The sequence below is a fragment of the Rhodanobacter fulvus Jip2 genome (assembly GCF_000264315.1).
Taxonomy (GTDB): Bacteria; Pseudomonadota; Gammaproteobacteria; order Xanthomonadales; family Rhodanobacteraceae; genus Rhodanobacter; species Rhodanobacter fulvus.
Genome location: NZ_AJXU01000054.1, coordinates 13,817 through 34,586, shown reverse-complemented (window position 1 = coordinate 34,586; position 20,770 = coordinate 13,817). Strand labels below are relative to the sequence as shown.

Genomic DNA, 20,770 nt, shown 5'->3' with positions numbered 1-20,770 from the left:
GGATTGCGCTTCACGAACCACGGTACCCACGCCATGACCGGCAAGCTTTTCATCAAGACCCACGGCTGCCAGATGAACGAGTACGACTCGGCCAAGATGGCGGACGTGCTCAAGGCGTCGCACGGCATGGAGCTGACCCTGGATGAAGCCGAAGCGGACGTGATCCTGATCAACACCTGCTCGATCCGCGAGAAGGCGCAGGAAAAAGTCTTCAGCCAGCTCGGCCGCTGGAAGCAGCACAAGAAGGACGGCAAGCCGGTGCTGATCGGCGTCGGCGGTTGCGTGGCCTCGCAGGAAGGCGCGGCGATCGTCAAGCGCGCGCCGTACGTGGACCTGGTATTCGGCCCGCAGACCCTGCATCGCCTGCCCCAGCTGATCGAGGCGCAGCGCGCCAGCGGCCTGCCGCAGGTCGACATCAGCTTTCCGGAGATCGAGAAGTTCGACTGCCTGCCCGAGCCGCGCGCCGAAGGCCCCACGGCGTTCGTGTCGATCATGGAAGGCTGCTCGAAGTACTGCAGCTACTGCGTGGTGCCGTACACCCGCGGCGAGGAACTGAGCCGCCCGTTCGACGACGTGATCGTCGAAGTCGCCAAGCTGGCCGCCCAGGGCGTGCGCGAGGTCAACCTGCTCGGCCAGAACGTCAACGCCTACCGCGGCCCCACCTTCGACGGCGGCACCGCCGACCTGGCCGTGCTGATCCACGCGATCGCCCAGATCGACGGCATCGGCCGCATCCGCTTCACCACCTCGCATCCGCTGGAGTTTTCCGACTCGCTGATCGAGGCCTATGCCAACGTGCCGCAACTGGCCAACTACCTGCACCTGCCGGTGCAGGCCGGCTCGGACCGCATCCTCAGCGCGATGAAGCGCGGCTACACCGCGCTGGAATTCAAGCAGAAGATCCGCAAGCTGCGCGCGGTGCGGCCGGACATCTGCGTCTCGTCCGATTTCATCGTGGGCTTCCCGGGTGAGACCGAGGCGGATTTCGAGAAGACCATGAAGCTGATCGAGGACATCGGTTTCGACCAGAGCTTCTCCTTCATCTTCTCCTCGCGCCCGGGCACGCCGGCGGCAGGACTGGCCGACGACACGCCGGCCGAGGAAAAGCACGCCCGGCTGAGCCGGCTGCAGGCCGCCATCAACGCCAATGCGAAGCGGATCAGCCAGGCGATGATCGGCAGCGTGCAGCGCGTGCTGGTGGAAAAGCCCAGCACCCGCGACGCCTCCGAGCTGACCGGTCGCACCGAGAACATGCGCTTCGTGAACTTCGCCGGCCACCCACGCCTGATCGGCCAATTCGTCGACGTGGAGATCACCGAGGCGATGGCCAATTCGTTGCGCGGACGCGTGAAGCTGACCGACGACGTCGCCGCCTGATTCCTGCCGCCCGGCCGAACTGCGGCTGGGCGCGCGACCCGCGGTAAACGGTCGCCCTCAAACGCCCCGGGTAGATCGAAACCCATCATCGGCTCGGATTTCGGCTACCGCCGCGCCCATACCTGCCGATACCGATGGGTAAGGGCCTGCCGGCGGCGGAAAACGGGCTCCGGCACAGCGGCGCGCACGACGCCTCACGAAAAGTGGGGCTCGGCGTCTCCGAACCTCGCCGGCAGTCACGAACGGCCCTGCAAACAATGGATGACCTGCCGCGCAGACTGCGGTAGATTCAACAACATACGGGGATGGGGTAGAAATACGGTTATGTCTTCTGAAGTGCAAGCATCGCTCGCGGGTTTATCCGGCATGGCGCGCCGGCTGGTGTCCGAAGGCGTCCTGCCCGAGACGGATGTGCGCAAGGCGATGTCCGACAGCGCCGCGCATAAAACCACGCTGGCGGTCTGGCTGCTGGACCATGGCCTGGTCGACAGCGCGCGCATGACGCAGATCGCGTCAGCCGAATTCGGCATGCCGATGCTGGATGTCTCGGCGCTCAATCCAGCCACCATGCCGATGGACCTTATCAGTGAAGCGCTGATCAGCAAGCATCAGGCCCTGCCGCTGTTTCGCCGTGGCAAGCGTCTGTTTGTCGGCATTGCCGATCCGATGCAGTCGCGCGCGCTGGACGAGATCAAGTTCAACTCCAACTGCAATGTCGAACCGATCCTGGTCGAGCGCGCCACGCTGCAGCGCACGATCGAGACCCTGCTCAACAGCATGCGCGACACCATGCCGGATATCGGCGGCAGCGAGCTGGACGGGCTGGAACTGGAGATCGGCGAAGACGAGGGCGAGGCCGCCGGCACCGGCGTCGACGCGAACGCCAACGACGACGCGCCGGTGGTGAAATTCGTCAACAAAATCCTGCTCGATGCGATCCGCCGCGGCGCATCGGACATCCATTTCGAGCCGTTCGAAACGCAGTACCGGGTACGTCTGCGCATGGATGGCATGCTGCGCGCCGTAGCCAGCCCGCCGATGAAACTGGCGAACCGCATCTCCTCGCGCCTCAAGGTGATGTCGCAACTGGACATCGCCGAGAAGCGCGTGCCGCAGGATGGCCGCATCAAGCTCAACCTGTCCAAGACCCGCGCGGTCGACTTCCGCGTCAGCACGCTGCCGACCCTGTTCGGCGAAAAGATCGTGCTGCGTATCCTCGACGGTTCGTCGGCCAAGGTCGGTATCGAAAAGCTGGGCTACGAACCCGACCAGCAGAAGCTCTACATCGACGCCATCCACAAGCCGTACGGCATGGTGCTGGTCACCGGCCCCACCGGCTCGGGCAAGACGGTGTCGCTGTACACCGGTCTGAACATGCTCAACACCGCCGAGCGCAACATCTCGACGGTGGAGGACCCGGTGGAAATCCGCGTCGAGGGCATCAACCAGGTACAGCAGAACGCCAAGCGCGGCATGACCTTCGCCAGCGCGCTGCGATCGTTCCTGCGCCAGGATCCGGACGTGATCATGGTCGGCGAAATCCGCGACCTGGAAACCGCGGAAATCGCCATCAAGGCCGCACAGACCGGCCACATGGTGTTGTCCACGCTGCACACCAACGATGCCGCACAAACCATCGCCCGCCTGATGAACATGGGCATCGCGCCCTACAACATCACCTCGTCGGTCACCCTGATCATCGCCCAGCGCCTGGCTCGCCGCCTTCACGACTGCAAGAAACCGCAGAGTCTGCCGCCAGCCGTGTTGCTGGCCGCGGGGTTCACCCAGGCAGACATCGACGCGGGACTGACGGTGTACGAGCCGGTGGGTTGCTCGGGATGCAATGATGGCTACAAGGGCCGGGTCGGCATCTACCAGGTGATGCCGATGCTGGAGGACATCCAGAAGATCATCCTGCAGGGCGGCAACGCGCTGCAGATTTCCGAGGTGGCGAAGGCCGCGGGCATCAACGACCTGCGCGCGTCAGCCCTGGTCAAGGTGAAACACGGCATGACCAGCCTGACCGAGATCGACCGCGTCACCAAGGATTGAGCAAGGCATTTGTTGGAAAACCGCTGGCTGGAGTTGCGTCGCGCGCCACGGTTTGGGGGCTGGAAATTGGCATAAGCTGTACCGACCTTGCCTGCCGCCTGCGGCAAGTCTGGACTGGATCATTGGGGGAAAATGCGCATGGCCACGGCTACCGCAAGCAAGACGCGCACGCTCGGCGCCCAACGCGCCGAAGTCAGCAGGCTGACCACCTACGAGTGGGTGGCGCTGGACAAGCGCGGCAAACGAATGAAAGGCGACATGCCGGCGAAGAACGCCTCGCTGGTAAAAGCCGAACTGCGCCGGCAGGGGATGAATCCGCAGACCGTGCGCGAACGCGCCAAGCCGCTGTTCGGTTCGTCCGGCAAGCCGGTCAAGCCGCTCGACGTCGCGGTTTTCAGCCGCCAGATCGCCACCATGATGGCGTCCGGCGTGCCCATCGTGCAGTCGTTCGACATCATCGCCGACGGCCAGAAAAACGTCCGCTTCAAGAACATCCTGCTGGACGTGAAACAGAACATCGAGGGCGGCTCGGCATTGCATGAAGCGCTGCACCGTTATCCGGTGCAGTTCGACGAGCTGTACTGCAACCTTGTGCGCGCCGGCGAAGCTTCCGGTGTGCTGGACACGGTGCTGGACACCGTGGCCACCTACAAAGAGCGCATGGAAGCGATCAAGAAGAAGATCAAGAAAGCGCTGTTCTACCCGATGATGGTGCTGGCGGTGGTGTTCATGGTCTGTCTGATCATGCTGCTGTTCGTGGTGCCGGTATTCGCCAAGACGTTCCAGGACGCCGGCGCCCAGTTGCCCGCGCCCACGCAGTTGCTGGTGAGTGCGTCGGAGTTCATGCAGAGCTATTGGTGGGTGGTGATCGGCATCATCGGCGGCAGCATCGTCGCCCTGGTGGTCGCCAAGAAACGTTCGGTGAAGTTCGCCCACTTCCTGGACCGGATGGCGCTGAAGATGCCGGTGATGGGCAATATCGTGCGCAACTCGGCGATCGCCCGTTTCGCCCGCACGCTGGGCGTCACCTTCCGCGCCGGCGTGCCGCTGGTCGAGGCGCTGGATGCGGTGGCCGGCGCCACCGGCAGCGTGGTTTATGGCGATGCGGTGCGCCAGATGCGCGAAGACATCGCGGTCGGCCACCAGCTGCAACTGGCGATGAAGCAGACCGGCCTGTTCCCCAACATGGTGGTGCAGATGACCGCCATCGGCGAGGAATCCGGCGCCCTGGACAATATGTTGTTCAAGGTGGCGGAGTTCTACGAGGAAGAAGTCAGCAATGCGGTCGATACACTGTCGACCCTGCTCGAGCCCATCATCATGGTGGTGCTGGGCACGCTGGTCGGTGGCATGGTGGTCGCGTTGTACCTGCCGATCTTCAAGCTCGCCGGCACGTTCTAAGCCTCGGCAAAACACGACACGACACGAAACGGCGGGCATGGCCCGCCGTTTCCGTTATGAAACGAAGCACCGTAACCTAAGCGCCTCCTTCACAGGCTCACACACAAGGCTGACGCATGCCCGATCTCCCCTTTGCCCTGTGGATCACCATCGCTGGCGTGCTGGGCCTGCTGGTCGGCAGTTTCCTCAACGTGGTGATCCTGCGCCTGCCCGAACGGATGGCGGCGGGGTGGCGGCAGGAAGCACGCGACGTGCTGGAAATGGAGGCCGACGCGACACCACTGCCGCCGGGCATCGTGCGCGAACCGTCGCACTGCCCGCAGTGCAAGCATCGCCTGGCAGCGAGCGACAACATCCCGCTGTTCAGCTGGCTGCTGCTGCGCGGGCGCTGCCGCTATTGCAAGGCGGCCATCTCGATCCAGTACCCACTGGTGGAACTGCTCAGCGGCCTCCTGAGCGCCGTCATCGTGTGGAAGTTCGGGCCCACCTGGGTTGCGCTGGCCGGGCTGGTGTTTACCTGGACGCTGATCGCGCTGGCCGGCATCGACTTCCGCACCCAGCTGCTGCCCGATCAGCTGACCTTCCCGCTGCTGTGGCTGGGCTTGCTGCTGTCGCTGCTGCCGATGTTCGTGGCCGCGCCCTCGGCGATCATCGGCGCCGCCGCCGGCTACCTGAGCCTGTGGAGCGTGTACTGGCTGTTCAAGCTGCTCACCGGCAAGGAAGGCATGGGTTACGGCGATTTCAAATTGCTGGCCGCGTTGGGCGCGTGGATGGGGCCGGTGTCGTTGCTGCCGGTCATCCTGTTGTCGTCACTGATCGGCGCACTGGTCGGCGGCTCGCTGATTGCCCTGCGCCGGCACCAACGGGAGTTGCCGATGCCGTTCGGGCCGTTCATCGCGGCGGCCGGCTGGGTCTGGCTGGTGGCCGGTGATGGCCTGCTGCAGGGCTACATGCAGTTCACCGGCCTGCGATGAACGCGCGGCCCTTCGTCGTCGCCGTGACCGGCGGCATTGCCTCCGGCAAGAGCGCGGTGACGCGCCGATTCCAGGCGCTGGGTGTGCCCGTGCACGACGCCGACGTGGCTGCCCGCGAGGTCATCGAGCCGGGGACGCCGGGACTGCAGGCGGTGGTCCAGGCCTTTGGCCCCGATGTGTTGGACCGGGACGGCCGGCTGGACCGCCCCGCGATGCGCCGCCACGTGTTTGCCGATGACGGCGCCCGGCGCAAGCTGGAGGAGATCATCCATCCGCGCGTGCGCGAGTGGCTGCACGATCGCGCGATGGCGCAGCACGATCCCTATTGCCTGCTGGCGATCCCGTTGCTGGTGGAGAGCATGGACGCCTACCGCTGGGTCAATCGCGTGCTGGTAGTGGACGCGCCGCCAGCGACGCAGATCGCACGACTGGTCGAGCGCGACGGCATCGATGCGGCGCTGGCGCAGCGCATGCTGGACCGCCAGGCGAGTCGCGCCGAACGCCTGGCCATGGCCGACGATGTCATCGACAACAGCGGCGACGAAGCGGCGCTGGACGATACCGTCATGGCACTGCACCGGCGCTATCTGGCGCAAGCGCGTTAGGAAGCGGTACCGCCCACCGTCATGTTGTCGATTTTCAGGGTCGGCTGGCCCACGCCCACGGGCACGCTCTGGCCGTCCTTGCCGCACACGCCAACGCCTTCATCCAGCTTCAGGTCGTTGCCGATCATCGAGACGCGATTGAGCACTTCCGGGCCGGAGCCGATCAGCGTGGCACCCTTCACCGGCCGGGTGATGCGGCCGTCCTCGATCAGGTAGGCCTCGCTGGCGGAAAACACGAACTTGCCGTTGGTGATGTCCACCTGGCCACCGCCGAAATTGGGTGCGTAAATGCCGCGCTTCACCGAGCGGATGATTTCCTGCGGGTCGTGCTGGCCGGCCAGCATGTAGGTGTTGGTCATGCGCGGCATCGGCAACGCGGTGAACGATTCGCGGCGACCGTTGCCGGTGGATTTGACGCCCATCAGGCCGGCGTTGAGCTTGTCCTGCATGTAGCCCTTGAGGATGCCGTTCTCGATCAGCGTGGTGCACTCGGACGGCGTGCCCTCGTCATCGATACTGAGCGAACCGCGACGGTTGGCAAGCGTGCCGTCATCGACCACGGTGACGCCAGCGGCGGCCACGCGATCACCGATGCGACCGGCGAAGGCGGAGCTGCCCTTGCGGTTGAAGTCGCCCTCCAGGCCATGCCCGATCGCCTCGTGCAGCAGTACGCCGGGCCAGCCCGGACCAAGCACTACCGTCATGCTGCCGGCCGGGGCATCGACCGCCTCCAGGTTCACCAGCGCCTGGCGTACCGCCTCATCGGCGAAACCCAGGGCACGGCCGTTCTCCATCAGCTCGCGATAGCTGTGGCGACCGCCACCGCCGGAATGACCCTGCTCGCGTCGGCCGTTCTGCTCGGCGATCACCTGCACACTCATGCGCACCAGCGGCCGCACGTCAGCGGCCAGCGTGCCGTCGGAGGCGGCGATGAGGATGGTATCGACGGTGGCGGCGAGGCTGACGATCACCTGCTTGATGCGCGGATCGCGCGAGCGCGCGTACGCATCGACCTCGCGCAGCAACGCGATCTTGTCGGGATTGGGCAGGCTGTCGACCGGATCGATCGCCGGATACAGCTGACGCGCGCCATTCAACGCCAGCGGCTTGCCGGCGCCGTTGCCGTCATGGGCGATGGCGCGGGCCGCTTTCGATGCCTGCAACAGCTGCGGCATCACGATCTCGTCGGAATAGGCGAAGCCGGTCTTTTCACCGGAGATGGCACGCACGCCCACGCCCTGCTCGATCGAATGGCTGCCGTCCTTGACGATGCCCTCCTCCAACAGCCACGACTCGCTGCGCGAGTGCTGGAAATACAGGTCGGCGGCGTCGATCGACGGCCCCATCAATTGCGAGAACACGCGATCGAGGTCGGTGGCGGCAAGGCCGCCAGGCGTCAGCAAGCGGCGCTCGGCCTGGGCAATCAGCGAATCCATCAAATCTCTGCCATTCAGTGCGGGGAGTCTTGTCAGATGAGGGTTGAAACGGCCGGTTTAAAGGGAACCGGGCGGGATTGCCGCCGCAGCGCCGCCGTTGCCGGCCTCACTGTACGATGGAACTGGCTGGCGCCGGCAGCAATGTCGTACCGGCCGCCGACGGTTCGCCCGCGTCGCGATACGGCGGAGGCAGAACCGGCGCGGTCGTCGCCGGTGCGGGTACATCGTGTTTCTCGATCAGCGTCATCACCGGCTTGTCCCAGCTTCCGCCGACGTGATAGCGGGCGCCCGCGGCGCGGTTGAGGCCCTTGCCGAGCAAGCCCTGCATGGCGATGCCGGCCGCCGCGCCGATCGGCCCGGCCACCACGGCACCCACGATCGGCAGGCTGTTGCCCACGTGCGGCACCACGGTGACCTGCTGGTCGTAATCGCGGTTGCGCAAGCCGGTGCGGCCGGAAATGCTGATCCGGGCCGCCGGGCCCTGAATCACCAGGTTGTCGGTGGTGGCGTTGCCGTCAGCCAGGGTGAAGTCGCCGGTGATCGCGTCGAACGCGAGGCCCTTGCCGAACACGTCGCCGAAATCCAGGGTCAGCCGACGCGGCAGTTCGGCCATCGACACCAGGCCGAACAACCGGCCCATGCCCGGTGGCACCTCCGGAATGCGGCCGTCGCTGACATTCACCTTCAGGGTGCCGCGCATATTGGCCAGCGCCAGCGCCGAGGGCGAGCCGGGCCAGCTGGCGTCCAGTTCGTCATGCGTCTTGCCGCCTTCGAACAGCCCGGTGTAGCCGAGCGCGGTCAGCATGCTGCCGAGGTTTTCCGCCGCGAATTCGATGCGCATATGGGTGCGGCTGTCACTGGCCGTGCCATTCCAGTCGCCACTGCCGGTGATCTGCACGCGACTGGACAGCGCACGCAACTGGTCGATGTGCATGCCCTCGGCCGTCGGCCAGCTTTCCAGCCGCGCCTCGCCCAGACGCGCCGTGCCCAGACGCAAATCACTCACCCACAGATGCAGTGGCGGTACCGATGCAGGCGCGATGCCGGTATCGGACGGATGGTCTTCCGCCGCGGGCGCGGGGGTTGGCTCGGCCGGTGGCGCCGCGGCCACCGCGGGCGCAGCAGACGGCTTGTGCGGCTCGGTCGTCTCCTTCGGCCAGTACAAGCGCTGCAACCGCGCGGTGATGCCGCGCTTGGCGAGCTCTTGCCGGGGAATGCTGAAATTCCCGGCCAGCGCCGCGCCCGCCACGTCCACGCTCAGAGCATCCGGCTGCACTTTGGCGCGGATCTGCATCGCGCCCAGCTGCTGGCCAAACCACTCGGCATGTTCGGTGCCGACATCCACGCTTTCCAGACCCGGTCCATCGCCGCCTGTGCCAGCCGCGGCGCGCTGTACCCAGCCTGTCACGTCCAGCGTGTCGGCATGGCCGAGGATGCGCAGGTCCCTGGGTGGCAAGACGGTAGGCATGTCGCTGCCGAAGGCCAATGTGCCGGCCAGCGGCTTCCGGGCACCGGGACTCCCCGTGTTCGGTACGTCCTGCGGCAGGCGCAAATGCCCGCGGAACACCTGCCCCAGCGACACTTGCACATCGCCGCCGTCGACCGGCAGCGTCAGCGCCACGTGCAGCGGCAGGCTGCCACTGGCGGGCTTCCGCAACGGGGCGGGCAGATCAAGCGCGGTGCCATCGAGACTGGAATCGATGCGCAAGGACTGCGCGGCGAGTGCCGTGCCATGCGAATCGGCAATGGAGAAACCGACCGTGAAATCGCTGCGGCCATCGGCAAGCTGGCCCAGCCAATCCAGCGTGGGGTAATCGCTGACCAGTTCGGCCATCGAGTAACGGCCTCTCATGCTGGCCGAAAGCATGGTCGATGGATCACCGGTGGCGGCACCCACCGCCAGCTGCAGCGTCGATGGCTGGCCATGGAACGTGCCGCTCAACGGTCCCACCTGCAGGCCATGTGCATCGAAACGCAGCGGGCCGGCAAGCTTGCCCAGCGCCAGGTTCCAGTCCGGCGCGTCAAGATCAGCGGCACTGAGCTGGGCCTTGCCGTCGAGGCTCACCGACTGCACGTCATGCAGCGGCAACACCAGGTGGAAGTCGAACGTGGCGCTGCCGCCGAGTTTCATTTTTGCCAGTACATCGGCCTGGCGACGCGCCACCGGACTTTGCCTGGCGAACGTGAGCAGATCGCGCGCGGCGCCCCGACCTCTGACGTTGAGGTCAAGCAGGCTTTGCCCGTAATCGGGTATCACCGCGACGGCCTTGTCGACCTTGACGCCCAGTGACTGGCCACTGCTGGCTTCGGCCAGCAAGCCGTTGTTGACGAAGCTGGCGACCACATCGACGTCCTTGGCGACAGGCCATTCCTCGTGACCATAATCCAGCGTCAGGTCGCTGATGTTCGCGTGCGCCTCGAATCGCCCTTCGTTGTGGCGAAACGGCCAGTCGGCCAGATTCCCGTGCAGCACTACCTGCGCGCTGTCGAGCGTGCCGCCGGCCAGCGCGGTGTCCAGCCAGGCGGTGGTCCCATGCGGCGATGTCGAGGGCGGAAGGAACAGGCGCGTCGCCGTGACATTCGCGTGATCCACCGTGGCATACAGGTCGACAAACGGCTTGCCGCCTTGCGCGGGCAACAGCACCTGGCCACGCACCTGCCCGGCAAAACCCTCGCCTTCGATGTCGAGTGCATCGGCGCCGAGATGCCAGCCGTCCCCGTCAGGCCAGAACGCCAGCGTGCCGCCGAGTTTGGACAAGGCGAGTGGTTGGCGGAAAAGATGCGGGAACGTCAGTGTGGTCGCCTGCGCAGGCAGCTCCAGCGAAAGCGCCTCGCCATCACCGCGCAGGGTGCCGCGCAACCCGCTGACGCCCGGCAATGCGCCGGTCGCGTCGATGCCCACGTCCTTGAACGCCAGCTCGATCGACTGCAACCCGGCCGCCTCGCTCCAGTTCATCGCCAGCCGGCTCAGTTCACCGTGGGGGTGTCCATCGCCCAGCCATTGCGCCACCCCGTTCGGGAGCCCGGATTTCAGCGCCAGCCACGGCAGCAATGGCGCCAGTTGCAGATCGCGGGCAGCAACGGCCAGCCACCGCTTTCCTTCCGCCGGCTGGTGCAGCGCCAGCACCAGCGCACCGCCTTTGTCACCAGCCCAGCGCAGTTCGTAACCGTCATCGTTCCGGCGCAGGCTGGCCACACCATGCAACGCCGGCACGTTGGCGCTGCCGTGGTCCGGCGCGGTGATCCGCACGTCGTTGAGATCGAGGCGTGCGGTGGCGCCGACGATGCGCCTGTCGCGCCAGTCGACCCACACCCCCAACCGGCCATGGCCACGATTGGCCGTATAGCCGTCCAGATCGACACCTTGCAATGCAGCCTGAAGATCCACCCGATCCGCGCCGAGCCAGAGCTTGCCCGCACTGCCGTCATCGCTGAAGCGCCCGACCACGCTCAATGAGCCCGCCGCACCGGCCCGTTGCAGCACGCCACCCACCCGCAAGTTTCCGCCGCGGCGGCTCAGCCGAAGCTGGCGGGAAGTGAGTGTGTAACGCCGATCGAGCGCTTCATCGGTGACATTGACGCGCACGTCGTTCAACCACAGATCGAGCGACATGCCTCGCAGCGATACCGGCTGTCGCTGCGCCGTGGCATCCGTACCGATGCCATTGAGATGCCAGCGCCCGTCGCGACCGTGCAGGACATCGAGTTGCAACCCGCTCACGTGCAGGTTGAGCAGATGCCGCGACGGCCAGAGCCAGCCACCGAAATCGAGCTTCAAACTCGACGAGGGAATGTGCAGTGGACTGCCGCTTTCGCCGGCCGGCACACCGATTGTCACGCCACGCAGAACGAGCGACGGACCGGAACGGGTGCGATGGCCTTCCATCGCCTCGATGCTGACGGGACGTTGCAGGCGTTGCGAAAGTTTTGCGGCCACCCAGTCCGGGTGATGGGCCACCAGCGGCAGCAACAGCTGCGCCAGCGCCACCATCAGTGCGAGGGCGATCAGCAGACTGCCCGCCGTCCAGCCCAGGCCACGAGCGGCCCGCTGCCAACGGCGTCGCCACTCCATGTTCACGCGCAACGGATCCCGACGGATTTACAGCAAAACGACATCAAACTGTTCCTGCGAATAATGCTCTTCAGCCTGAAATCGTATGCTTTTGGAGATGAACTCTTCCAGTTCCGCCACCGCCCCGGATTCTTCTTCGAGGATGCGGTTGACCACCGCCGGGTTGGCCATCACCAGCAGCTTCTCGGCGTCGAACTGGCGGACCGCGCGGGTGATCTCGCGAAAGATCTCGTAGGTGATGGTTTCCGCGGTTTTCAGCACGCCGCGACCGTTGCAGGTGGCGCAGGGCTCGCACAGCTGGCGCGCCAGGCTTTCGGTGGTGCGCTTGCGCGTCATCTCCACCAGGCCCAGGGCGGAAATCGGGTACACGGTGGTCTTGGCGTGGTCGCGCGCCAGGCCCTTGTTGAGCATCCGCAGCACCTGGCGCTTGTGCTCCTCGTCCACCATGTCGATGAAGTCGATGATGATGATGCCGCCCAGATTGCGCAGGCGCAGTTGCCGCGATGCGGCCTGGGCCGCTTCCAGGTTGGTGCGGTAGACGGTTTCTTCCAGGTTGCGGGTGCCAAGGTAGGCGCCGGTGTTGACGTCGATGGTGGTCATCGCCTCGGTCTGGTCGACGATCAGGTAGCCGCCGGATTTCAGCGGCACCTCCTTCTTGAGCGCGCGCTGCATTTCGTCCTCGGCCCCGTACAGGTCGAAGATCGGCCGCTCGCCGTCGTAGTGCTCGATACGGTCGTCCAGACTCGGCATGAACTTGTGCACGAACTTCACCACGTTGTCGAACGTGGTTTGCGAATCCACCCGAACCTTTTCGATGTCGCTGTTGAGCATGTCGCGCAGGCTGCGCAACGGCAGCGACAATTCCTCGTAGACGCGCTCGCCCGCCTTCGCCTTGGCGATGTTCTCCTGCACCACGCGCCAGACCTTGCCCAGGTAGGCCACGTCGAACGCCAGCGATTCGGCGCTCTGTCCCTCGGCGTTGGTGCGCACGATATAGCCCAGCCGATGGCTGCCGGGGATGTCCTCGCCGATCATCGGCGTGAGCACGTCCTTGAGCCGCTGGCGCTCGACCTCGTCTTCGATGCGCGCGGAAATGCCCAGGGTGCGCGAATATGGCAACAGCACCAGGTAGCGCGAGGGAATCGACAGGTGCGCCGACAGCCGTGCGCCCTTGGTGCTGATCGGGTCCTTGACCACCTGCACCACGATTTCCTGGCCTTCGTGCACCAGTTCGCTGATCGAGGGAATGTGGCCGTTGCCGTTCGATTCCGTGCCGTCGGCGCCAGCCGGCGCTGGCGGCTTCACGATGTCGGAGGCGTGCAGAAACGCCGCGCGCTCCAGCCCGATCTCCACGAACACCGCCTGCATGCCCGGCATCACCCGCTGCACGCGGCCCTTGTAGATATTGCCCACGTAGCCGCGTTTGGAGGCGCGTTCGACATGCACTTCCTGCAGCATGCCGTTTTCGACCACACCGACTCGTGTTTCCCGCGGGGTCACGTTGATCAGGATCTCTTCACTCACCACACACCCCCAGGACAAGTGTTCTTTATAGCGGGTGGCCGCGGCGGCTGTCGATCCATCGCACGGGCTGCTGTGACGCGGTCGGCCTGCGCCGACGATGCGACACGACGATCAGGTGCACGACGCCGGATGAAAGCGCGCCAATAACGCTCTCAGGGCGAACCCGCCGACGGCCCGTCGGCGGGTTGCGCCAGCAGCGGGCCGGAGCGGGCCGGAACCGATGCGGCGCCTTCAGCCTGATGAAGCTCGGTGCGGCGCAGCGGCAGATGCTGCGGATAGTTGGCCTGCACGAATGCGATCAGCCCCTCGCGCACAAAACAACGCAGGTCCCAGCCGGTGCCCGAATCGACCGTGCTGACCAATACGCGCAATTGCATCGCCTGCTCGTTGGCGTCAGTGACTTGCAGCACGCACACCCGGCCGTCCCACTGCGGCGCCTGCTTGCACAACCGCTGCAGCTCCGCGCGCAGTGGTTCCATTGGCATGCGGTAATCCAGCCACAGGAACACCGAGCCGATCAGTTGCGAGGTGGTGCGGGTCCAGTTCTGGAACGGGTTCTCGATGAAATAGTTCAGCGGAACCACCAGCCGCCGCTCGTCCCAGATGCGCACGACGACATAGGTACCGGTGATTTCCTCGATGCGCCCCCACTCCCCTTCGATGATCACCACGTCGTCCAGCCGGATCGGCTGCGCCAGCGCAATCTGCAGGCCGGCGATCAGGTTGCCCAATACCGGCTTGGCCGCAAAACCCAGCGCCAATCCCGCCACGCCCGCCGACGCCAGCAGACTGGTTCCGATCTGGCGAACGCCGGGGATCGTCATCAAAATCAGTGCGGCGCCGATCAGCACCAGCACGACATCCCCGGCGCGACCCAGCACGCGAGCCTGGGTTTGTACTCGCCGTGCACGCAGGTTGTCAGCGGTGTCGAGCGGATATTCGCGCACCATCCAGCTCTCCAGCGCACCGATGCACGACACGCCCAGCCAGGTGGCGGTGCCGATCAACGCCGCCAGCAACACGTGCTGTACAAGCCCGGGAACCATCGGCGACATGCGCAAGGCCACCGTCAGCGTAATCAGCGGCACCAGCCAGCCCATCGGCGCACTGGCTCGTTGCAACATGTCGGTGGCCACATCCCGGTCACGCGTCAGCCGGCGCAACACCAGGTAAACCAGACGGTGCAACAAGGCGCCCAGCAGCAACGCGACGACGATGGTGGCGCCCAGTCGTGCCCACGGATGGGCATGCCAGAAATCGATGAGGGGGATCATGGCCGCCACCTTGGCAGCGCCGACGTCCATGCCACGTCGATACGGGAGCAAGTTAAAGTAAGGCGATGAATGCGCACCCCATACTGCTGGCATGGAGCGGCGGCAAGGATTGCCTGCTCGCCCTGCAACGATTGCTTGCCGACCCACGCTGGCACGTCGTCGGCCTGCTCACCACCATCAACCGCTCCTACCAGCGGGTGGCCATGCATGGTGTGCGGCAGGAAGTGCTCGCCGCGCAAACCGCCGCGCTCGGGCTGCCGCTGGTGGAGGTGGCGCTGGACTGGCCAGGCAGCAACGAGGCTTATGAACAGGCGCACGCCGACGCGCTGGCGCAGGCACAACGTCGCTGGCCCGGCCTGCGCCATTGCGCCTTCGGCGACCTGTTCCTGCAGGATGTGCGCGACTATCGGGTGCGCCAACTCGGCCGCGAAAACTGGCGCGCGGTGTTTCCCCTGTGGGGTGAGGACACCACGCTGTTGTCGCGGCGCTTCATCAGCGAAGGTCATCGCGCCAGGCTGTGCTGCGTCGATACGCAGCAACTGGACGCAAGTTTCTGCGGCCGCGACTACGATGCGTCGCTGCTCGACTCGCTGCCCGCCGGTGTCGACCCCTGCGGTGAACGCGGCGAATTCCACACGCTGAGCTACGCCGGGCCACTGTTCCGCCAACCGCTGACCTTGAACCGCGGCGAATCGGTGCTGCGCGACGACCGTTTCCAGTTCACCGATTTCCTGCTCGCGGACGCGTGATGGCGGCCGATGTGGACATGGTCCTGCCCGACCTGCTGCAACCGGGCCTGGCCCTGGTGTTCTGCGGCACCGCCGCGGGCAAGCGGTCGGCCGCCGAACACGCCTACTACGCGCATCCCGGCAATCTGTTCTGGCGAGCGCTGCACGAGGCAAGGCTCACCCCACGCCGACTGGCACCTTCCGAATTCCCCGTCTTGCCCGGCTTCGGCATCGGCCTCACCGACCTGGCCAAACGTCACAGCGGCAACGACAACCAACTGCCAGCCGACGCCTTCGACGTACCGGCACTGCACGCCAAGATCGCGCTTTACACCCCGCACGTGCTCGCGTTCACCAGCAAGAATGCCGCCCGCGCCGCGTTGGGCCACGCGGTGGATTACGGCCTGCAGACCGGGCATATCGGCACGACGCAGTTGTTCGTGCTGCCCTCGCCATCCGGCCAGGCGCGAGGGCACTGGCAGATCGCGCCATGGCTCGCGCTAGGGCGACTGGTGGAGACGCTGCGCAACCCGTGAAGCCGGGCGTCGACATTCGCGCGCTAATCGATCGGGGTATGCCGGTACACGCTGACGTCCGACGGCCGCACCGCCGGCGCCTTGTTCGACCACGACTGGCGGATGTAGCTGACCACCGCCGCCACGTCCTCGTCGTTCAATTCCTGCGCATAAGGCGGCATCGAGTACGGACGCGGATTACCCGCGGTGACTGGCGCGAAACCGCCCAGCAGCACGGTGCGGATCGCATTGATGCCGGTCGGTTCGTTGATCGAGGTATTGCCGTCCAGCGGTGGATAGATGCCCGCCACGCCACGACCATCGGCGCCATGGCAATCCGCACACCGATCCGCATACAGCTTCGCGCCCTTCTTGCGGTCGAACGTCACGCGCGACACTGGCGCCTGGGCGGCCGGACGCGCCGGCAACGATTGCAGGTAGGTGGCGATCGCATCCAGATCCGTGTCGGTCATGTGCTGGGTGCTCTTGCGCACCACGTCCGCCATGGGCCCGAAGGCCGCGCCCTTGGTCGACTGGCCGGTTTTCAGCAAGTCGACGATGTCGCCCTTGTTCCACCCTTCCAGCCCGCCACCCTGATTGACGCTCAGATCGGGGGCGTACCAGTTCTGCTCGGGTATCTGGCCACCGGTCAACGTGTGGTCGGGAGACAAACCGCCGAGCGCGTCGCGCGTGGCATGGCATTCATTGCAATGGCCCAGGCCTTGTACCAGATAGGCGCCACGATTCCACTGTTCCGACTGCGCGGGGTCAGGCTGATAGACGCCAGGCTTGAAATACAGCGCACGCCACGCCGCAAGGCTGCGACGCAGGCTGTACGGGAAACGCAACGAGGGCTGCTCGGACGCCTGCCGCACGGGCGGCAGCGACTGCAGGTAGGCGAAGATCGCCAGCGCGTCGTCATGCGTGACCTTGGTGAACGAGGTGTAGGAAAACACCGGATACAGCAGTTCGCCGTGGCGTCCCTCGCCCAGGTGCAACGCCCGCCAGAAATCCTCGAAGCTCCAGCGACCCAGGCCGGTGTCGGGATCCGGCGTGAGATTGGACGCCGGGACATTGCCGAACGGCGTCGCCAACGAACGACCGCCCGCATAGCGAACGCCGCCCTTGCGGGTATGGCAGGCCGCGCAATCGCCGACCGCGGCAAGGTATTCGCCGCGGGCAATCAGCGCGGGATCGCGCAGGGTGGCGGCATTCACCTGGGGTAATGCGGACTGCGGCGACCTTTCCCGGGGCGAGGGGAAGAACATCCACGCCAACGCCGCCAGCACGAGAACGACCACCAGCAAACCGGCAATCCATCGCTTCATGGCGTGACTCCGGCGTCACTCGCCACGCACCAGCCCGGCAAGACCTGCTTTTCGACACCGGCCGGCTGCGCGTGCATGTCGGTCGGCGGCGGCAAGCTGCCCAGCCACGCGGCAACCGCGGTGATGTCGGAATCACGCAGGCGATTGGCCACGATCGCCATGCAATCGGGCGACTTTGCCGCACGGGTATGCGTGCGCCAGGAACCGATCTGCGCGCTGACGTAGTCGTAGGACAACCCGGCCAGGCCCGGCATCGCCGGTTCCACGCCGGTAAGCCGCTCACCATGGCAGCTGACGCATGAGGGGATGCCGCGCGTGGAATCACCGCGCTCCACCAGCTGCTTGCCGCGCTCCATCACCGCCGCGGAAACCGAAGGCACCGGCGACTGGTGGTAAGGCGCTTCCTGAGCGGAAAAATAGGCGGCGATCTCTTCCATGTAGGCCGGGCTCAGCTGGCGCACGGTGTATTCCATCGGCGCGTATTTGCGCAGACCGTGCTGGAAATAAGCGAGCTGCTGCGCAAGATACGCGGCGGGCTTGCCGGCCAGCCGCGGGAACACACCGTCACCGGGTGAACCTTCGCCGTGCACACCATGACAGGTGCTGCAGGCCTTCACGCGCTGCTGAATCGTATCGGGAACCTGCGGCGGCGCATCCGCGGTGGATACGGCATCTGCGGCCCGTGCCGCAGCAAGGGGCGCACAGACCACGAGCAACGCGATCGCTGCCCGCGAAGCCAATCCCGACCAGGCGAGGTGCGGCAAGACAAACCAGTTCATCCGCCGATTATAGATCCCCTGTCGCAGGCAATCGGGCAACCATGGGGCCAACCGCGACGTCGTGCCACACCCCGCCACGTGGATATGCCCGGAAGGATCAGCCGCGGGAGGGAATTTTTCCGTTCGACTTGCGCACGATCAGCATGGCCATTTCCAGCGACTGCTCGTAGTTCAAGCGCGGGTCCACCATCGATTTGTAGGCGCGATCCAGATCCGCATCAACCAGGCCACGTGCGCCGCCCGTGCATTCGGTCACGTCCTCACCAGTCAACTCCAGATGCACTCCACCCAGGCGCGTACCCGCCGCCGCGTGGATGTCGAACGCCTGATCGAGCTCGCCGCTGATATTGGCGAAGCGTCGCGTCTTGTAACCGTTCGACGTGCTCTCGGTATTGCCATGCATGGGGTCGGCCACCCACAACACGCGGCGCCCTTCGCGCTTGACCGCCTGCAACAACGGCGGCAAGGCCTCGGCGATTTTCGCGTTGCCCATGCGATGGATCAGCGTGAGCCTGCCCGGCTCATCCTCGGGGTTGAGTGCATCGATCAAGGGCAGCAACTGATCCGGCGTCACCGTGGGGCCCACTTTCACCGCCACCGGATTGCGGATGCCACGGAAATATTCCACATGCGCGCCATCCAGCGCCGCCGTGCGCATGCCGATCCAGGGGAAGTGGGTGGAGAGATTGAACCAGCCGGGGTTACGCGGCACTTCGCGCGTCAACGCCTGCTCGTAGTGCAACAGCAGCGCTTCATGCGAGGTGAAAAAATCCACCTTGGAAAAACCCGCAATCGGGCCGGCCAGCGTTTCCATGAACTGCAGGGAATCGCCGATGGCCGCCACCATCTGCCGATACTCGGCCGCCCAGGGCGAATGCTCCACCCAGGCCAGGTCCCAGTACTCGGGATGGCGCAAGTCGGCGAACCCGCCATCGATCAGCGCACGCACGAAGTTCATCGTCAGTGCGGAATGCGCGTGCGCCTGGATCAGCCGCTGCGGATCGGCTCGGCGCGCGGCGGGCGTGAATTCCGGGCTGTTGACCAGGTCACCACGAAAGCTCGGCAGGCTCACGCCGTCGCGCGTTTCCATGTCGGCCGAGCGCGGCTTCGCGTACTGACCGGCAAAGCGCCCGACCCGCAGCACCGGCTTCTTGAGGCCGTGCACGAGCACCAGGCTCATCTGCAACAGCACCTTCAACCGGTTGGAGATGATCGGGCTGCTGCAGTCGGCGAAGCTCTCGGCACAATCGCCACCCTGGAGCAGGAATCGCTGGCCATCCTGCGCCTCGGCCAAGGCCTGCTTCAGCGCCAGAACCTCCCACGACGTCACCAGCGGCGGCAACTGCGCCAGGTGCGTGGTGGCCGCGGCCAGCTCGGCTGCGTCCTCGTAATGCGGCTGCTGGAGTGCCTCGTGCTGCTGCCATGACGCCGGAGTCCACGACGCCGGCGCCGGCGGGAAGGTGTTCGTGTCCCGTTGCGAGCCAGGCTGCATGATCACTTCCCCACGCTACGACGACGGACTGCCACGATCGCCAGCACCGCCAGCAACACGAACCACAACAAACTCCACGCCGGCATCGGCAGGCCCAGAATGGGCTCCACCTTGGCGCACTCACCCGAACCGGTGAACACCAGCTTCAGCATTTTTCCGAGTGGAAACGCATCGAACAGATAACCGATGCCGGGCCCGCAGGACGGGACCTGATCCGGTGGCAGCGTTTGCAACCACAGATGCCGGCCGGCAGTGACAACCCCACCCAGGGCACTCAGCAACACCAGCCCCGCGTATGTCCAGCGACCGTTGCGGCCGCTCGGCGCGTGCAAGCCTCCCAGCAAGAAGAAGAAACCCATCGCAAGGAAGGCAACGCGCTGGAATACGCACAAGGGGCAAGGCGCCATGCCCAGGCCGTATTCGGCGTACAGGGCGAAAGCGAGCAAGCCGAAACAGGCGCAGAACCCGACGAGAAAACTGACGCGATACGACCAACGAAGTGGATTCATGACATCTTGCTGCATGGCGAGCTCCCGACATTACCGGTTCGGCGCGATGCTGTCAGCATGCCGGACCGGGCCAAATACATCATCGCACCGGCGATGGACGCGCCGACAGAACCGATCCTTCGACAAACAAAAACCCCGGAAGGTTGCCCGACCGGGGTTTCGTGTTTGGACGTCTGGATGTCCGCGCGGATCAGTCGGCGTCAACCGCCTCGACCTGCGGGCGACCGACCAGTTCGACGTACGCCATCGGCGCGTTGTCACCGGGGCGGAAGCCGCACTTCAGGATACGCAGGTAGCCGCCGGGACGCTCGCGGTAACGCGGGCCCAGCTCGACGAACAGCTTGCCCACCGCTTCCTTGTCGCGCAGGCGCGCGAAGGCGAGGCGGCGATTGGCGACGCCGTCGGTCTTGGCCAGCGTGATGAGCGGCTCGGCGACGCGGCGAAGTTCTTTCGCCTTGGGCAGGGTGGTACGGATCAGCTCGTGCTTGAACAGCGACGAGGCCATGTTCTTGAACATGGCTTCGCGATGGCTGCTGGTGCGATTGAGCTTGCGTCCGGAATATTGGTGGCGCATGGCGGAAAACTCTCTGTCTGTTGTTATGAAAAACCGGCACCTTTGTCCGGCCTTCCGCGGATTACCCGCTTTTTGATTCGGGATTCGAAATTGGGGATTCGGGATTCGTAAGAGCAACATCCTCGCGAGA

Annotated in this window: 16 protein-coding genes; 7 read left to right on the top strand and 9 right to left on the bottom strand. The window is 65.5% G+C overall.

The window, feature by feature from the left end; genetic code table 11:
• Window positions 1-33 precede the first annotated feature (33 nt).
• From miaB to coaE, 5 genes are all read left to right on the top strand, one after another.
• Window positions 34-1,377, top strand: a complete 1,344-nt coding sequence (miaB, locus tag UU9_RS12975) for a tRNA (N6-isopentenyl adenosine(37)-C2)-methylthiotransferase MiaB (protein ID WP_007082214.1) — start codon at window positions 34-36, stop codon at window positions 1,375-1,377.
• 324 nt (window positions 1,378-1,701) lie between these two features.
• The gene (pilB, locus tag UU9_RS12970; RefSeq protein WP_007082213.1) at window positions 1,702-3,429 is read left to right on the top strand and encodes a type IV-A pilus assembly ATPase PilB; all 1,728 of its coding nucleotides are present in this window, start codon (window positions 1,702-1,704) and stop codon (window positions 3,427-3,429) included.
• A 138-nt stretch (window positions 3,430-3,567) separates the two neighbouring features.
• The gene (locus UU9_RS12965) at window positions 3,568-4,830 is read left to right on the top strand and encodes a type II secretion system F family protein (protein WP_007082212.1); all 1,263 of its coding nucleotides are present in this window, start codon (window positions 3,568-3,570) and stop codon (window positions 4,828-4,830) included.
• A gap of 116 nt (window positions 4,831-4,946) precedes the next feature.
• Window positions 4,947-5,804 (top strand): prepilin peptidase, encoded by an 858-nt coding sequence (locus UU9_RS12960; protein ID WP_007082211.1) that lies wholly within the window; start codon window positions 4,947-4,949, stop codon window positions 5,802-5,804.
• Window positions 5,801-6,409 carry a dephospho-CoA kinase gene (gene coaE, locus UU9_RS12955; protein ID WP_007082210.1) on the top strand — a complete coding sequence of 203 codons (609 nt, stop codon included), beginning with the start codon at window positions 5,801-5,803 and terminating at the stop codon, window positions 6,407-6,409. Before UU9_RS12960 ends, coaE begins: the two co-directional genes overlap by 4 nt.
• Here the strand turns inward: coaE and tldD are convergent.
• From tldD to UU9_RS12935, 4 genes are all read right to left on the bottom strand, one after another.
• A complete protein-coding gene (tldD, locus tag UU9_RS12950; protein ID WP_007082209.1) occupies window positions 6,406-7,845 on the bottom strand; it encodes a metalloprotease TldD in 1,440 nt (479 codons plus the stop codon). The genes coaE and tldD overlap by 4 nt on opposite strands.
• 106 nt (window positions 7,846-7,951) lie before the next feature.
• Window positions 7,952-11,917, bottom strand: a complete 3,966-nt coding sequence (locus UU9_RS12945) for a YhdP family protein (protein ID WP_237710284.1) — start codon at window positions 11,915-11,917, stop codon at window positions 7,952-7,954.
• 27 nt (window positions 11,918-11,944) lie between these two features.
• Window positions 11,945-13,441, bottom strand: coding sequence for a ribonuclease G (gene rng, locus UU9_RS12940; RefSeq protein ID WP_007082207.1), 1,497 nt, complete (start codon window positions 13,439-13,441; stop codon window positions 11,945-11,947).
• A 152-nt stretch (window positions 13,442-13,593) separates the two neighbouring features.
• The gene (locus UU9_RS12935; RefSeq protein WP_156804290.1) at window positions 13,594-14,715 is read right to left on the bottom strand and encodes a mechanosensitive ion channel family protein; all 1,122 of its coding nucleotides are present in this window, start codon (window positions 14,713-14,715) and stop codon (window positions 13,594-13,596) included.
• Between the two features lie 65 nt (window positions 14,716-14,780).
• On the opposite strand from UU9_RS12935, the gene UU9_RS12930 reads away from it, so the two are divergent.
• Window positions 14,781-15,464 carry a Dph6-related ATP pyrophosphatase gene (locus UU9_RS12930; protein WP_007082205.1) on the top strand — a complete coding sequence of 228 codons (684 nt, stop codon included), beginning with the start codon at window positions 14,781-14,783 and terminating at the stop codon, window positions 15,462-15,464.
• Window positions 15,464-15,979 carry a mismatch-specific DNA-glycosylase gene (locus UU9_RS12925; protein ID WP_007082204.1) on the top strand — a complete coding sequence of 172 codons (516 nt, stop codon included), beginning with the start codon at window positions 15,464-15,466 and terminating at the stop codon, window positions 15,977-15,979. Before UU9_RS12930 ends, UU9_RS12925 begins: the two co-directional genes overlap by 1 nt.
• A gap of 23 nt (window positions 15,980-16,002) precedes the next feature.
• Here UU9_RS12925 and UU9_RS12920 read toward each other — a convergent pair whose 3' ends face one another.
• The 5 genes from UU9_RS12920 to rplQ form a co-directional block, all read right to left on the bottom strand.
• Window positions 16,003-17,286, bottom strand: coding sequence for a cytochrome c (locus tag UU9_RS12920; RefSeq protein WP_007082203.1), 1,284 nt, complete (start codon window positions 17,284-17,286; stop codon window positions 16,003-16,005).
• Complete coding sequence (locus tag UU9_RS12915; protein ID WP_007082202.1) at window positions 17,283-18,065, bottom strand: c-type cytochrome; 783 nt, start codon at window positions 18,063-18,065, stop codon at window positions 17,283-17,285. Before UU9_RS12915 ends, UU9_RS12920 begins: the two co-directional genes overlap by 4 nt.
• 97 nt (window positions 18,066-18,162) lie before the next feature.
• Window positions 18,163-19,557 carry a class II 3-deoxy-7-phosphoheptulonate synthase gene (locus UU9_RS12910; protein WP_007082201.1) on the bottom strand — a complete coding sequence of 465 codons (1,395 nt, stop codon included), beginning with the start codon at window positions 19,555-19,557 and terminating at the stop codon, window positions 18,163-18,165.
• 2 nt (window positions 19,558-19,559) lie between these two features.
• Window positions 19,560-20,066, bottom strand: a complete 507-nt coding sequence (locus UU9_RS12905) for a disulfide bond formation protein B (RefSeq protein WP_040671020.1) — start codon at window positions 20,064-20,066, stop codon at window positions 19,560-19,562.
• A gap of 190 nt (window positions 20,067-20,256) precedes the next feature.
• Window positions 20,257-20,640 (bottom strand): 50S ribosomal protein L17, encoded by a 384-nt coding sequence (rplQ, locus tag UU9_RS12900; protein WP_007082199.1) that lies wholly within the window; start codon window positions 20,638-20,640, stop codon window positions 20,257-20,259.
• Window positions 20,641-20,770 lie beyond the last annotated feature (130 nt).

Coding starts and splice junctions, on each gene's coding strand:
- miaB (WP_007082214.1), top strand. CDS start 34: ATGACCGGCAAGCTTTTCATCAAGACCCACGGCTGCCAGATGAACGAG.
- pilB (WP_007082213.1), top strand. CDS start 1,702: ATGTCTTCTGAAGTGCAAGCATCGCTCGCGGGTTTATCCGGCATGGCG.
- UU9_RS12965 (WP_007082212.1), top strand. CDS start 3,568: ATGGCCACGGCTACCGCAAGCAAGACGCGCACGCTCGGCGCCCAACGC.
- UU9_RS12960 (WP_007082211.1), top strand. CDS start 4,947: ATGCCCGATCTCCCCTTTGCCCTGTGGATCACCATCGCTGGCGTGCTG.
- coaE (WP_007082210.1), top strand. CDS start 5,801: ATGAACGCGCGGCCCTTCGTCGTCGCCGTGACCGGCGGCATTGCCTCC.
- tldD (WP_007082209.1), bottom strand. CDS start 7,845: ATGGATTCGCTGATTGCCCAGGCCGAGCGCCGCTTGCTGACGCCTGGC.
- UU9_RS12945 (WP_237710284.1), bottom strand. CDS start 11,917: ATGGAGTGGCGACGCCGTTGGCAGCGGGCCGCTCGTGGCCTGGGCTGG.
- UU9_RS12935 (WP_156804290.1), bottom strand. CDS start 14,715: ATGATCCCCCTCATCGATTTCTGGCATGCCCATCCGTGGGCACGACTG.
- UU9_RS12930 (WP_007082205.1), top strand. CDS start 14,781: ATGAATGCGCACCCCATACTGCTGGCATGGAGCGGCGGCAAGGATTGC.
- UU9_RS12925 (WP_007082204.1), top strand. CDS start 15,464: ATGGCGGCCGATGTGGACATGGTCCTGCCCGACCTGCTGCAACCGGGC.
- UU9_RS12920 (WP_007082203.1), bottom strand. CDS start 17,286: ATGAAGCGATGGATTGCCGGTTTGCTGGTGGTCGTTCTCGTGCTGGCG.
- UU9_RS12915 (WP_007082202.1), bottom strand. CDS start 18,065: ATGAACTGGTTTGTCTTGCCGCACCTCGCCTGGTCGGGATTGGCTTCG.
- UU9_RS12910 (WP_007082201.1), bottom strand. CDS start 19,557: ATGCAGCCTGGCTCGCAACGGGACACGAACACCTTCCCGCCGGCGCCG.
- UU9_RS12905 (WP_040671020.1), bottom strand. CDS start 20,066: ATGAATCCACTTCGTTGGTCGTATCGCGTCAGTTTTCTCGTCGGGTTC.
- rplQ (WP_007082199.1), bottom strand. CDS start 20,640: ATGCGCCACCAATATTCCGGACGCAAGCTCAATCGCACCAGCAGCCAT.